14 protein-coding genes are annotated in these 12,869 nt (G+C 71.3%); 13 read left to right on the plus strand and 1 reads right to left on the minus strand.

Annotated elements, in window-relative coordinates; all coding sequences use genetic code 11:
• Positions 1–6: 6 nt before the first annotated feature.
• Complete coding sequence (gene ffh / locus AB0947_RS16970; protein ID WP_366751103.1) at positions 7–1,554, plus strand: signal recognition particle protein; 1,548 nt, start codon at positions 7–9, stop codon at positions 1,552–1,554.
• 137 nt (positions 1,555–1,691) lie between these two features.
• Positions 1,692–3,626, plus strand: coding sequence for an ATP-dependent zinc metalloprotease FtsH (ftsH, locus tag AB0947_RS16975; RefSeq protein WP_366751104.1), 1,935 nt, complete (start codon positions 1,692–1,694; stop codon positions 3,624–3,626).
• Positions 3,627–3,728: 102 nt separating this feature from the next.
• On the opposite strand, the gene AB0947_RS16980 is transcribed toward ftsH, so the two are convergent.
• A complete protein-coding gene (locus AB0947_RS16980) occupies positions 3,729–4,622 on the minus strand; it encodes an SAM-dependent methyltransferase (RefSeq protein WP_366751105.1) in 894 nt (297 codons plus the stop codon).
• Positions 4,623–5,143: 521 nt separating this feature from the next.
• Here AB0947_RS16980 and AB0947_RS16985 point away from each other — a divergent pair.
• The 11 genes from AB0947_RS16985 (at position 5,144) to AB0947_RS17035 (ending at position 12,819) form a co-directional block, all read left to right on the plus strand.
• Entirely contained in the window at positions 5,144–5,740 is a 597-nt protein-coding gene (locus tag AB0947_RS16985; protein WP_366751106.1) for a hypothetical protein, read from the plus strand.
• A gap of 293 nt (positions 5,741–6,033) precedes the next feature.
• Entirely contained in the window at positions 6,034–6,453 is a 420-nt protein-coding gene (gene rpsP, locus AB0947_RS16990) for a 30S ribosomal protein S16 (RefSeq protein WP_061925778.1), read from the plus strand.
• A gap of 5 nt (positions 6,454–6,458) precedes the next feature.
• Entirely contained in the window at positions 6,459–6,698 is a 240-nt protein-coding gene (locus AB0947_RS16995) for an RNA-binding protein (protein WP_003973401.1), read from the plus strand.
• 82 nt (positions 6,699–6,780) lie between these two features.
• Positions 6,781–7,350 carry a ribosome maturation factor RimM gene (gene rimM / locus AB0947_RS17000; protein ID WP_366751107.1) on the plus strand — a complete coding sequence of 190 codons (570 nt, stop codon included), beginning with the start codon at positions 6,781–6,783 and terminating at the stop codon, positions 7,348–7,350.
• Positions 7,347–8,180, plus strand: a complete 834-nt coding sequence (trmD, locus tag AB0947_RS17005) for a tRNA (guanosine(37)-N1)-methyltransferase TrmD (RefSeq protein WP_366751108.1) — start codon at positions 7,347–7,349, stop codon at positions 8,178–8,180. The genes rimM and trmD overlap by 4 nt, the downstream gene beginning before the upstream one ends.
• Positions 8,181–8,314: 134 nt before the next feature.
• Entirely contained in the window at positions 8,315–8,665 is a 351-nt protein-coding gene (gene rplS, locus AB0947_RS17010) for a 50S ribosomal protein L19 (RefSeq protein WP_166002513.1), read from the plus strand.
• Between the two features lie 45 nt (positions 8,666–8,710).
• On the plus strand, positions 8,711–9,412 hold the full coding sequence (lepB, locus tag AB0947_RS17015; protein ID WP_366751109.1) for a signal peptidase I: 702 nt from the start codon (positions 8,711–8,713) through the stop codon (positions 9,410–9,412).
• Entirely contained in the window at positions 9,405–10,496 is a 1,092-nt protein-coding gene (gene lepB, locus AB0947_RS17020) for a signal peptidase I (protein WP_366751110.1), read from the plus strand. The genes lepB (AB0947_RS17015) and lepB (AB0947_RS17020) overlap by 8 nt, the downstream gene beginning before the upstream one ends.
• Entirely contained in the window at positions 10,384–11,427 is a 1,044-nt protein-coding gene (gene lepB / locus AB0947_RS17025; protein ID WP_366751111.1) for a signal peptidase I, read from the plus strand. The genes lepB (AB0947_RS17020) and lepB (AB0947_RS17025) overlap by 113 nt, the downstream gene beginning before the upstream one ends.
• Positions 11,428–11,492: 65 nt before the next feature.
• Positions 11,493–12,281 (plus strand): signal peptidase I, encoded by a 789-nt coding sequence (gene lepB / locus AB0947_RS17030; RefSeq protein WP_366751112.1) that lies wholly within the window; start codon positions 11,493–11,495, stop codon positions 12,279–12,281.
• Positions 12,282–12,342: 61 nt separating this feature from the next.
• A complete protein-coding gene (locus tag AB0947_RS17035; protein ID WP_366751214.1) occupies positions 12,343–12,819 on the plus strand; it encodes an NUDIX hydrolase in 477 nt (158 codons plus the stop codon).
• Positions 12,820–12,869 lie beyond the last annotated feature (50 nt).

Raw genomic sequence — 12,869 nt, forward strand, 5'->3', positions numbered from 1 at the left:
AGCGCCGTGTTCGACACTCTCTCCGATCGCCTGTCAGCGACTTTCAAGAACCTGCGCGGCAAGGGACGGCTCTCCGAGGCGGACATCGACGCCACGGCGCGCGAGATCCGCATCGCGCTCCTCGAAGCCGACGTGGCGCTGCCCGTCGTGCGGTCGTTCATCAAGAACGTCAAGGAGCGCGCGCTCGGGGCCGAGGTCTCCCGGGCGCTCAACCCCGCCCAGCAGGTCCTCAAGATCGTCAACGAGGAACTGGTCACCATCCTCGGCGGCGAGACCCGGCGTCTGCGTTTCGCCAAGCAGCCGCCCACCGTGATCATGCTGGCCGGTCTCCAGGGCGCCGGCAAGACCACCCTCGCGGGCAAGCTCGGCAAGTGGCTCGCGGAGCAGGGCCACTCCCCGCTGCTGGTCGCCGCCGACCTCCAGCGCCCCAACGCCGTCAACCAGCTGAGCGTCGTCGCCGAGCGCGCCGGTGTCGCGGTGTACGCGCCGGAGCCGGGCAACGGCGTCGGCGACCCGGTGAAGGTCGCCAAGGACTCCATCGACTTCGCGAAGTCCAAGGTCCACGACATCGTGATCGTGGACACCGCCGGCCGCCTCGGCATCGACGCCGAGATGATGCAGCAGGCCGCGGACATCCGCGACGCCGTCTCCCCGGACGAGATCCTGTTCGTCGTCGACGCGATGATCGGCCAGGACGCCGTCAACACCGCCGAGGCCTTCCGCGACGGCGTCGGCTTCGACGGCGTGGTCCTCTCCAAGCTCGACGGTGACGCCCGCGGTGGTGCGGCCCTGTCCATCCGGCAGATCACCGGCAAGCCGATCATGTTCGCGTCGAACGGCGAGAAGCTGGACGACTTCGACGCGTTCCACCCGGACCGGATGGCCTCCCGCATCCTCGACATGGGTGACCTGCTCACCCTGATCGAGCAGGCGGAGAAGACGTTCAGCCAGGAAGAGGCCGCCAAGATGGCCTCCAAGCTGGCGTCGAAGAAGGGCCAGGACTTCACCCTGGACGACTTCCTGTCCCAGATGGAGCAGGTCAGGAAGATGGGCAGCATCAGCAAGCTGCTCGGCATGCTCCCGGGCATGGGCCAGATCAAGGACCAGATCGCCAACCTGGACGAGCGGGACGTCGACCGCACCGCCGCGATCATCAAGTCGATGACCCCGGCCGAGCGGCAGGACCCGACGATCATCAACGGCTCCCGCCGCGCCCGTATCGCGCGGGGTTCCGGTGTCGAGGTCAGCGCGGTGAAGAGCCTGGTCGAGCGGTTCTTCGAGGCCCGCAAGATGATGTCGCGCATGGCCCAGGGCGGTATGCCGGGCATGCCGGGGATCCCGGGCATGGGCGGCGGCCCCGGCCGGCAGAAGAAGCAGCAGAAGAAGGCCAAGGGCAAGCAGCGCTCCGGCAACCCGATGAAGCGCAGGCAGCAGGAACTGGAGGCGGCGCAGCGCCGCGAGGCCGCCGCACAGGGCGGGAACGCCTTCGGGCTGCCGCAGCAGGACGGCCAGGACTTCGAACTGCCGGACGAGTTCAAGAAGTTCATGGGCTGAGTCCGGGAAGGGCACGGGCTGGGTCCGGGAAGGGCACGGGCTGAGTTCCGCTCGCACGAAACGCCGGGGGCGCCTCCTGTCGCAGGGGGCGCCCCTTTGCGCGTGCCGAGGCCCGTGGGGTGTCGTAACGTCCAGATATGAGTGATGCGGCGCCGCCCCGCAAGGCGCCTGATCAGCCGTGGCGCGCCGAGGGCACACCGGAGGAGCCTCCCCGGCGGCAAGGCCGGTTCCGGGGCGGCAGATGGTGGGGCCTGCTCGCCACCGCGGTGGTCGTCTTCGTGCTGGCCTACGCCGGGCTGCACTACTTCGGCCAGGGCAACGAGCCGACGATCTCGTACACGGAGTTCAGCAGGCAGGTCGGCGAGGGCAATGTCGCCACGATCTACTCCAAGGGCGACGCGATCCAGGGCCAGCTCAGGACCCCCCGCTCCGATCCCGAGGGCGGCGGCTCGTACACCAAGTTCAAGACACAGCGGCCGGCCTTCGCGGACGACCGGCTGTGGCAGAACCTGAGCAGCCACGGGGTCACCGTGACCGCGCGGCCGGTCGTGCAGGAACGCAGCCTGGCGACCAACCTGCTGATGTCCCTGATCCCCCTCGCGGTCCTGGTCGTGGTGTGGCTCCTCGTCCAGCGGCGGCTCGGCGGGATGCTGCCCGGCGGAGGCGGCCTCTTCGGCCGCCGGTCGCCGCCCAGACCGGTCGGGCCGCGGCCGGACACCGAGCGCACGACCTTCGCCGACGTCGCCGGCATCGACGAGGTCAAGGGCGAACTCGACGACGTGGTCGACTTCCTGGAGCACCCCGACGTCTACCGCAGGATGGGCGCGAAGCTGCCCCGCGGGGTGCTGCTGGCCGGACCGCCCGGCACCGGCAAGACCCTGCTCGCACGGGCGGTCGCGGGCGAGGCCGGCGTGCCGTTCTTCTCGGCCTCGGCGTCCGAGTTCATCGAGATGATCGTGGGCGTCGGCGCGTCCCGCGTCCGCGAGCTGTTCGCCGAGGCCCGCAAGGTGGCGCCGTCGATCATCTTCATCGACGAGATCGACACCATCGGACGCGCGCGCGGCGGCAGCGCGTCGATGAGCGGCCACGACGAGCGCGAGCAGACACTGAACCAGATCCTCACGGAGATGGACGGCTTCTCCGGCGCCGAGGGCGTGATCGTCATCGCGGCGACCAACCGCGCGGACATCCTGGACCCGGCGCTGACCAGGCCGGGCCGCTTCGACCGGGTGGTCACCGTCTCCCCGCCGGACCGCGGCGGCCGCGAGTCGATCCTGCGGATCCACACCCGGCAGATCCCGCTCGCGCCCGACGTGGACCTGACGCAGCTGGCCCGCGTCACCCCGGGCATGACCGGCGCGGATCTGGCCAATCTCGCCAACGAGGCCGCTCTGCTCGCCGTCAAGCGCAAACAGGAGCAGGTGACCGGCGCCGACCTGTCCGAGGCGCTGGAGAAGGTGCAGCTGGGCGCCGAGCGCACCCTGGTCATGCCGGAGGAGGACCGCCGGCGTACCGCGTACCACGAGAGCGGCCATGCCCTGCTCGGCATGCTCCAGCCCGGCGCCGACCCCGTCCGCAAGATCACCATCGTGCCGCGCGGCCGGGCGCTCGGGGTGACCATGTCCACGCCCGAGGTGGAGCGGTACGCGCACTCCGAGGAGTACCTGCGCGGGCGCATCATCGGCGCCCTGGGCGGCATGGCGGCGGAGGAGGTCGTCTACGGGGTCGTCACGACGGGTGCCGAGAACGACCTGGAACAGGTCACCAACATCGCGCGCGGGATGGTGGGCCGCTGGGGCATGAGCGAGCGCGTCGGCCGGCTGTCCGCCCTGCCGAGCGACGCCCAGCAGGCGTACGGGCTGTCGGCCGCCCCGCAGACCCTCGACGTCATCGACTCCGAGATGCGGCGGATCGTGGACGAGTGCTACGAGGAGGCGTGCCGCAAGCTGCGCGACCACCGGGGCCGGCTGGACGACCTCGCGCGGGCGCTGCTGGAGAACGAGACGCTGGAGGAGGCGGACGCCTACCGGATCGCCGGGATCACACGCCTGACCAAGCAGGGCGAGGACTGACGACGGACCGGCTTCCCCGGGGCCTGCCCGGCACCTGGGCCTCTCGTCCGGATCATGCCGGGCTCGCGGGGTCTGGCACCGGCCTGATCCGGACGGAAGACCCTAGGGCACGCGCGCGATGAGGTAGCGGAAGACGTTCGGCATCCACACCGTGCCGTCCGGGCGCCGGTGCGGGTGCAGCGCCTCCGTCAGCTCCTTGTCGACCTGCTTGGCGTCCGTCGCCGAGACCGCCGCGTCGAACAGGCCGGTGGACAGCAGCCCCCGTACGGCGCTGTCGAGGTCCGCGTACCCGAACGGGCAGGCGACCCGGCCCGAGCCGTCCGGCTTCAGCCCGGCCCGCCCGGCGACCTCCTCCAGGACGTCGCGCGGCGCGGGCGGCCGGCTGCGCGTGCCGCGCAGCGGATCGGCCAGCTTGGCGGCCACCCGCAGCACCGAGGAGGTGGCGCAGCGCTCCGGCGGTCCCCAGCCGGCCAGCACCACGGCGGCCCCCCGCCCGGCCAGCGGCAGCACACCGGCGAGCAGGTCGCCCAGCCCCTCGGCGTCGCACGCGAGGCCGCCGACCGGCTCGAAGGCGGTCACCAGGGTGTACGCGTCCGTCCGGGCGCCGTCCGCCGACTGCGCCGCCGAGGGCGGGCCGTCGAGGAGCTCCACCGGCGTACGCGCGTGCGTGCCCGTTCCGCCGTCGCCGCCCCGGCCGGGCGGGGCGTCCGGCAGCAGGCGCTCGCGCGCGAGGGCGAGCCGTTCGGGGGAGGCGGAGTCGACACCGGTGACCGCGGCGCCCCTGGAGGCCGCCATCAGCAGGGCGAGCCCCGAACCGCAGTTCAGGCCCAGCAACCGGGTGGCGGGGCCCACCTCGAGTCGGTCGTACACGGCTTCGTAGAGCGGTACGAGCATCCGCTCCTGGATCTCGGACCAGTCACGCGCGCGTGCGCCCGGGTCCACGCGGGGTGCGGACTCCGCGTGGGACGTGTGCTGCCGCACGAGCGTAGGTGTCATAGGTAAGCGCCCCAATCCGCCGACAGTTCGCCGCCGCGCCCGGTTGCGTGCCCCCGTGCCGTGCGCGCGCCCTTCCCACGTATGCCAGGTAACTCCCGGCTCGCGGTGGCGTCCAGGGGTCGTGGGGCCCGGCTTGAGGTGTGGACGCCGGTGTGGCGAGATTTCACATCCCGGCAATCCGGACGGCCCCGCGGTGCCGGCCCCCGGAAGGCAGGCCGGTGACACAGGTCGCGGCGGTACGCGGTAACGTCACGGAGGCCGTGGACGCTGACCGGGATGAGGGCGCGCGCCGAGAGCGGCCGAAACCTCCCTTGCGCGGCGGCCCGCGCCCGTCGCCTCAGGGCTCACCGGCGGTGCGTAGTGCGGGCTACGCACCAGCTTGGTAGGAGCTGTGACGCTTCTCCGCAGATCAGCGCACCCGCCCTCGTCCGGACGCATCAGTGGCAACTGACGGGTACGTGCAAAATATTTGGGATGCCCCGGAATAGGAACACAGCGGCACTCCCGCTCGTTGTCATTACGTGAGCACGACACAGACACCACCTGTTCTCGCCGCAGAGCTGGCGCAGGCGTGGGCCGACATTCAGCGGCACCACCCCGAGCTGCCCGACCTTGCCGCGCCTGAATCCCTGATCGGAGAGTCGTCGTCCGCGTGCGGTCACGAACTCTCCTTCGAAAGGCTGCTCCACGAGGCAGTCCACGGCATCGCCGCCGCCCGCGGCGTCCGCGACACCTCCCGGGCCGGCCGCTACCACAACCGGCGTTTCCTCGCGATCGCCGAGGAGCTGGGCCTGGACCACCCCGAGGAGCCGCACCCGAGCAGCGGTTTCTCGCTGGTCACGCTCAACACCGAGGCGAAGCGGCGCTACCGCCCGACCATCGAGCGGCTCCAGCGCGCCCTGAAGGCCCACACCGCGGCCACCTCGGCCGACACCTCCCGCACCTTCCGCGGCCCGGCCGCCCGGCACGGCTCCTCCGGCGGCGGCGTCCGTGTCAAGGCGGTGTGCGACTGCGGCCGCAACGTCCGGGTGGTGCCCTCGGTCCTCGCCCAGGCCCCGATCGTCTGCGGCGGCTGCGGCAAGCCGTTCAGGATCCCGGAGGTCGTGGGAGCGGCGTAGCGGTCACGGCTGCTCGTGGCAGCCGTGGCCGACGGCGACCTCACCGCACCGGCCGGCGCACCCGACGTGACCTCACCTCCACGCCGGGTGCCTCCCCGGCGTGCCCGGGCAGGGCCGGCGCACCCTCGGCCCGGAGCGGCCCGCGGGGTATGGCAGAATGGCTAGCTGTACTCGACAGCCGCACAGGACCCCTCTCTCCTCCGGCTGACGCGTCCATCGGGCACTCGGGTACCGCAACCCCACGCGGCGACTCGCCGTGCCCAACCACGTCAAATCCAGGAGAACCCACTCCCGTGGCAGTCAAGATCAAGCTGAAGCGTCTGGGCAAGATCCGTTCGCCTCACTACCGCATCGTCGTCGCCGACTCCCGTACCCGCCGTGACGGCCGGGCCATCGAGGAGATCGGCAAGTACCACCCGACCTACAACCCGTCGGTCATCGAGGTGGACGCCGAGCGTGTGGCGTACTGGCTCGGCGTCGGCGCCCAGCCGACCGAGCCTGTGCTCGCCATCCTGAAGAAGACCGGCGACTGGCAGAAGTTCAAGGGCGAGCCGGCTCCCGCGCCGCTGCTCGTCGCCGAGCCGAAGGCCACCCGCCCGTCGTTCGAGGCTCTCGGCGGTGACGACGAGGGCAAGGGTGAGGCGATCACCCAGAAGAAGAAGGCTGAGAAGAAGGACGAGGCCGCTGCCGAGTCCGAGTCCACCGAGGCCTGAGCAGCATGCTCGAAGAGGCGCTTGAGCACCTCGTGAAGGGCATCGTCGACAACCCTGACGATGTGCAGGTCGCCTCGCGCAACCTGCGCCGCGGGCGTGTGCTGGAGGTCCGGGTCCACCCGGACGACCTCGGCAAGGTGATCGGCCGCAACGGCCGCACCGCGCGCGCCCTGCGCACCGTCGTGGGCGCCATCGGCGGTCGCGGTGTCCGCGTCGACCTTGTCGACGTGGACCACGTCCGCTGACGCTTCATCGCAACCGGCTCGGGCCGGGGAGGGCCACAGGGCCGTCCCCGGCCCGCAGTCGTACGACAGGAGATTTGGACACGTGCAGCTGGTAGTCGCACGGATCGGCCGTGCCCATGGCATCAAGGGCGAGGTCACCGTCGAGGTACGTACCGACGAGCCGGAACTCAGGCTCGGGCCCGGCGCCGTACTCGCCACGGATCCCGCCTCGGCGGGGCCGCTGACCATCGAGACGGGCCGCGTCCACAGCGGCCGCCTCCTGCTGCGCTTCGCGGGCGTCACCGACCGCAACGCCGCCGAGGCCCTGCGCAACACCCTGCTGATCGCCGAGGTGGACCCCGAGGAACTGCCCGAGGGCGAGGACGAGTACTACGACCACCAGCTCATCGACCTCGACGTCGTCACCGAGGACGGCGCGGAGGTCGGCCGGATCACCGAGATCTCGCACCTGCCCACGCAGGACCTGTTCATCGTCGAGCGCCCCGACGGCACCGAGGTGCTGATCCCCTTCGTGGAGGAGATCGTCACCGAGATCGACCTGGCGGAGCAGAAGGCGGTCATCGCGCCCCCGCCCGGCCTGATCGACGACCGCGCCGTGATCGCCTCCTCCAGGGACGAAGCCGGGGCGGAGTCCGGGGAAGACGGCGCATGAGGCTCGACGTCGTCACGATCTTCCCGGAGTACCTGGAGCCGCTGAACGTATCCCTCGTGGGCAAGGCACGCGCGCGTGGGCAGCTCAACGTCCAGGTGCACGACCTGCGCGCGTGGACGTACGACCGGCACAACACGGTGGACGACACGCCGTACGGCGGCGGCCCCGGCATGGTCATGAAGACCGATCCCTGGGGAGACGCCCTGGACACGGTCCTCGCCGACGGTTACGAGACGGGCGCCGGGGCGCCCGCGCTGATCGTGCCCACGCCCAGCGGCCGCCCCTTCAGCCAGGAGCTGGCCGTCGAACTGTCCGAGCGCCCCTGGCTGATCTTCACCCCGGCGCGCTACGAGGGCATCGACCGGCGCGTCATGGACGAGTACGCGACCCGGATGCCGGTCCACGAGGTCTCCATCGGCGACTACGTCCTCGCCGGCGGCGAGGCGGCCGTCCTGGTCATCACCGAGGCCGTCGCCCGGCTGCTGCCCGGCGTCCTCGGCAACGCGGAGTCGCACCGCGACGACTCCTTCGCCCCCGGGGCGATGGCCGGTCTCCTGGAAGGCCCCGTCTACACCAAGCCGCCCGTCTGGCGCGGCCGGGACATCCCCGAGGTGCTGCTCAGCGGCCACCACGGGAAGATCGCCCGCTGGCGCCGTGACGAGGCCCTGCGCCGCACGACCCTGAACCGCCCCGACCTGATCGAGCGCTGCGACCCCGAGGCCTTCGACAAGAAGGACCGCGAGATGCTGTCCATCCTGGGCTGGGAACCGGACCCGGACGGGGAGCCGTACGGCCGATTTTGGCGCCGGGCCGAGGGCGTGGAACAATAGGCTGCTGTTGTGCGCCCGTCCGGCGTGCGCCCCTGCCACAGGGGGACACGACGCCCGTCCCGACCCGCACGGCAGCCTCCTGTACACCTAGCTCCCGTTGATGACCTGTGGCATCAGCGAAGAAAGCAGACGAAATGTCTCACCTGCTCGACTCCGTCGACGCCGCGTCGCTGCGCAGCGACATCCCGGCCTTCCGCCCGGGTGACACCGTCAACGTCCACGTGCGCGTCATCGAGGGCAACCGCTCCCGTGTGCAGCAGTTCAAGGGCGTTGTGATCCGTCGCCAGGGCTCCGGTGTCCGCGAGACCTTCACGGTCCGCAAGGTCTCGTTCTCCGTCGGCGTCGAGCGCACCTTCCCGGTGCACACCCCGATCGTCGAGAAGATCGAGCTGGTCACCCGTGGTGACGTGCGCCGCGCCAAGCTGTACTACCTCCGTGAGCTGCGCGGCAAGGCCGCGAAGATCAAGGAGAAGCGCGAGAACTGAGCGCTTTCCCGGAGTCACAGCGGAGCCGGATAGCATCTGGCTCCGATGGACACCGAAGCACAGCCGACGGAACGCGACCGCTCCTCCCACCCCGGTACTCCGGGGCCGGAGGGCCGGTCGCGTTTCGCGTTGGTGTCGCGGGCCGCCGAATGGCTGCCCGGCGGCAGGATCACCCTCACGCTCTTCCTCTGCCTGGCGTTCCTGCTGGTCCTCAATGCGTTCGTGGTGCAACCGTTCCAGATTCCGAGCGGATCCATGGAGCAGGGATTGAGGATCGGCGACCGCGTCCTCGTAAACAAGTTGGCGTACCGTTTCGGTGCCCAGCCGCGCCGCGGCGACGTGATTGTGTTCGACGGCACCGGGTATTTCGGGGACGCCGACTACATCAAGCGCGTGGCCGGTGTGGCGGGAGACCATGTGGTCTGCTGCGACGAGAAGGGGAGGATCGAGGTGAACGGCCGACCGGTCGACGAGACGGCGTTCCTCTATCCCGGGGACAGCCCCTCCAGCGTGCCCTTCGACATCGCCGTGCCCCCGGGCCGCCTCTTCGTCCTCGGCGACCACCGCAGCGACTCCAGCGACTCCCGCGACCACCTCGGCTCGCCCGGCGGCGGCATGATCCCCGTCGGAGACGTCATCGGCCGGGCCGACTGGATCGTCTGGCCGTACCGCCACTGGACGCACCTGACCCGGCCGTCCGCCTACGCGCGCGTGCCCGCCGCCCCCGCCGGAGGCGCCCATGGGTAACCGCGGCAAACCGCGCGGAGTGCCCGGCACGCCCGCCGACAACCTGCTGCCCACCGGGGTACGCCGCACCTCCGCGCCCGGCGGTGGCCGCACGCGCGCGGAGCGCCGGCAACTGCAGCGCAAGGTCAAGCGCAAGCGCAGACGCTCGGCCGTCCGGGAGATCCCCCTCCTGGTCGGTGTGGCCGTCCTCATCGCGCTCGTCCTGAAGACGTTCCTCGTGCAGGCGTTCGTGATCCCGTCCGGGTCCATGGAGGAGACGATCCGGATCGGCGACCGGGTCCTGGTGGACAAGCTCACCCCGTGGTTCGGCTCCGAGCCGCGGCGCGGGGACGTCGTCGTCTTCCACGACCCGGGCGGCTGGCTCCAGGACGAGCAGACCGCCAAGAAGCACGACCCCGTCGTCGTCAAGCAGTTCAAAGAAGGCCTCACCTTCATCGGCCTGCTGCCGTCCGACAACGAGAAGGACCTGATCAAACGGGTCATCGGGGTCGGCGGCGACCACGTCAAGTGCTGCGACGCCCAGGGTCGCGTCACCGTCAACGGCGTCCCGCTCACCGAGGGCGACTACCTCTATCCCGGGGACGCGCCCTCGGCCATGCCCTTCGACATCACCGTCCCCAAGGGCCGGCTGTGGGTGATGGGCGACCACCGCGGCAACTCCGCGGACTCCCGCTCCCACCAGGACACGGCCTACGGCGGCACGGTCTCGCTGGACTCCGTGGTCGGCCGGGCCATGGTCATCGGCTGGCCGGTCGGCCACTGGACGCGTCTGGAAGAACCTAAAACCTTCGCAAGCGTCACCGACTCGGCGTCGGGGACGACCGCTGGTCCCCAGGCGTCGCATAGGGTTGCTTCCGAGAATCCGAACGGAATGACCCAGCTCCCGACCCCTGCGGAACTCCCGCTCGTTATGGGAGTGGTGGGCCTGCGCCGGGTGCGGCGCGGGCGGCGGCACAGAGTGAGGAGTTGGCGTGGGGGATGTGGCGGTTGGCGCACGGTCGGGACACGACGGCGAGGAGCACCGCGGGCACCCTGTGGAACCGGACGTTCCCGTACCGGGCAGCGCCATGAGCTCCGGGAATGACGCGCCGGCGGGCGACGAGGGCACGCCGGAGGACGGGCCGGAGCCGCGCGGTGACGGCGCGGGCGCCTCGGCCGCGCGGCCGAGGCAGCCGCGCTCCTTCTGGAAGGAGCTGCCGATCCTGGTCGGCATCGCGCTGGTCCTGGCGCTGCTGATCAAGACGTTCCTGGTGCAGGCGTTCTCGATTCCGTCCGACTCGATGCAGAACACCCTCCAGCAGGGCGACCGGGTACTGGTCGACAAGCTCACGCCGTGGTTCGGCGCCAAGCCCGAGCGCGGTGAGGTCGTCGTCTTCCACGACCCGGACAACTGGCTGGCGGGCGAGCCGACGCCGACGCCGAACCCGGTGCAGAAGGTCCTCAGCTGGATCGGCCTGATGCCGTCGGCGGAGGAGAAGGACCTGATCAAGCGGGTGATCGGGGTCGGCGGCGACACGGTCGAGTGCAAGGGCAGCGGCCCGCTGAAGGTCAACGGCAAGGCGCTGAACGAGCCGTACGTCTACCCCGGCAACACGCCGTGCAGCGTGGACGACCAGGGCGGCCAGTTCAAGGTGAAGGTGCCCGAGGGCTTCATCTGGGTGATGGGCGACCACCGCCAGAACTCCCGTGACTCCCGGTACAACCAGTCCGACAAGAACCACGGCATGGTCCCCGTCGACAAGGTCGTCGGCCGCGCGATCGTCAAGGCCTGGCCGATCAACCGCTGGGGGACCCTGCCGGTCCCGGACACCTTCGACCAGCCCGGCCTGAACGAGCAGTCCTCCGCCGCCGCGTCCCTGACGGTGGCCCCCGAGGGCATCGCCGTCGCGGCGGTCCTGCCGGTGGTGCTGTGGCGGCGCCGGCGCGCTGACGGCCAGGAGTCCGGGAACGCGGAGTCCGTCACCGCCGAGTCCGGGAACGCGGAGCTCCAGCCCGCGGAGTTCAAGAAGCGGTAAGCGGCCGCTCCGGCCGGGCGGGAGGGGCTGCCCCTGTTCGGTACCGCCGGGTAGGGTGCGGGTCCATGGGTGGCGAGAGCATGACGCGTACGGCCCCTCGGGGCGGCGGCACCGGCACGGCACGGGCCGGCGGCGGCAGCCGGCTCGGGCAGCGGCTGTCCGGACTGGCCGTGGCGCTGGGTCTGGTGCTGTTCCTCGGCGGCTTCGTCTGGGGAGCGCTGGTCTACCGGCCGTACACCGTGCCCACCAGCTCGATGACCCCCACCATCGACGCCGGCGACCGGGTGCTGGCCCGGCGGGTCGACGGCGGCGAGGTGCGGCGCGGTGACGTGGTCGTCTTCGAGGACAAGACCTGGGTCAGCAACGCCAAGGTGGTCAAGCGCGTGGTCGCCGTGGGCGGGGACACCGTCTCCTGCTGCACGAACGGCAAGCTGACCGTCAACGGCAAGCAGATCGACGAGCCGTACCTGCCCGAGGGCAGCCTCGCCGAGATCAAGAACTTCGCCACGGTGACCGTGCCGGAGGGGCGGCTGTTCCTCCTCGGCGACGAGCGCCAGGGTTCCCTGGACTCCACCGCCCACCTCACCGACGCCGCCCAGGGCACCGTGTCCCGCGGTGCCGTGTCCGCCCGCGTGGAGGCCGTGGTCTGGCCCTGGAAGGGCGCGCTCAAGCGCCCCACCGGCTTCGAGACGCTCGGCGCCCTCTCCGAGCCCGGCCCGCTGCGCACGATCGAGCTGCTGATCGTGGCCGGCGCCGTCCTGGTCCTCGGCGGCGGCGCCTACGGCCCGGTCGCGGGCCGCGTGAGCCGCTCCCGCGCCCGCACGGCCCCTCCGGAGACGGCCGGTGTGCGCTGAGACCACGCGGCCGGCGGAGGAGTCGTACGAGGGCGAGGACGAAGGCGGGGCCGGGACCGGCCTGCGGAAGGTGGCCCGGGTCGTCCTCCTCGACCCGGAGGACCGCATCCTGCTCCTGCACGGCCACGAACCGGACGACCCGGCCGACGACTGGTGGTTCACGCCCGGCGGGGGCCTGGAGGGCGCCGAGACACGCGAGGAGGCCGCGCTGCGGGAACTCGCGGAGGAGACCGGCATCACCGATGTCGTCCTCGGGCCCGTGCTCTGGCGGCGGCGGTGCTCGTTCCCGTTCGCGGGCCGCCGCTGGGACCAGGACGAGTGGTACTACCTGGCCCGTACGACCCAGACGGCCACCGCGGCGACGGGGCTGACCGAGCTGGAACGGCGCAGCGTCGCCGGAGCGCGCTGGTGGACGTGTCAGGAACTGACCCGGGCACATGAGACGGTGTATCCGACCAGACTCGCCGAGTTGCTGCGCACGCTGCTCGTCGAAGGTCCCCCCGCCCGGCCCGTGACCCTCGACACGGAAATCGTCTGAGGGTTCCCGGGACTGGCGCACAATGGGGGGATCGCACGGCTGAAGGGGAA

Origin of the sequence: Streptomyces sp. NPDC047841 (genome assembly GCF_040704085.1) — a bacterium.
GTDB classification, from domain to species: Bacteria; Actinomycetota; Actinomycetes; order Streptomycetales; family Streptomycetaceae; genus Streptomyces; species Streptomyces argyrophylli.

What these genes read in the sequence shown, in the direction of transcription:
- AB0947_RS16995 (WP_003973401.1), top strand. Translation starts at nt 6,459, where the DNA reads ATGCTCGAAGAGGCGCTTGAGCACCTCGTGAAGGGCATCGTCGACAAC.
- rplS (WP_166002513.1), top strand. Translation starts at nt 8,315, where the DNA reads ATGTCTCACCTGCTCGACTCCGTCGACGCCGCGTCGCTGCGCAGCGAC.
- lepB (WP_366751109.1), top strand. Translation starts at nt 8,711, where the DNA reads ATGGACACCGAAGCACAGCCGACGGAACGCGACCGCTCCTCCCACCCC.
- lepB (WP_366751110.1), top strand. Translation starts at nt 9,405, where the DNA reads ATGGGTAACCGCGGCAAACCGCGCGGAGTGCCCGGCACGCCCGCCGAC.
- lepB (WP_366751112.1), top strand. Translation starts at nt 11,493, where the DNA reads ATGGGTGGCGAGAGCATGACGCGTACGGCCCCTCGGGGCGGCGGCACC.
- ftsH (WP_366751104.1), top strand. Translation starts at nt 1,692, where the DNA reads ATGAGTGATGCGGCGCCGCCCCGCAAGGCGCCTGATCAGCCGTGGCGC.
- AB0947_RS16980 (WP_366751105.1), bottom strand. Translation starts at nt 4,622, where the DNA reads ATGACACCTACGCTCGTGCGGCAGCACACGTCCCACGCGGAGTCCGCA.
- trmD (WP_366751108.1), top strand. Translation starts at nt 7,347, where the DNA reads ATGAGGCTCGACGTCGTCACGATCTTCCCGGAGTACCTGGAGCCGCTG.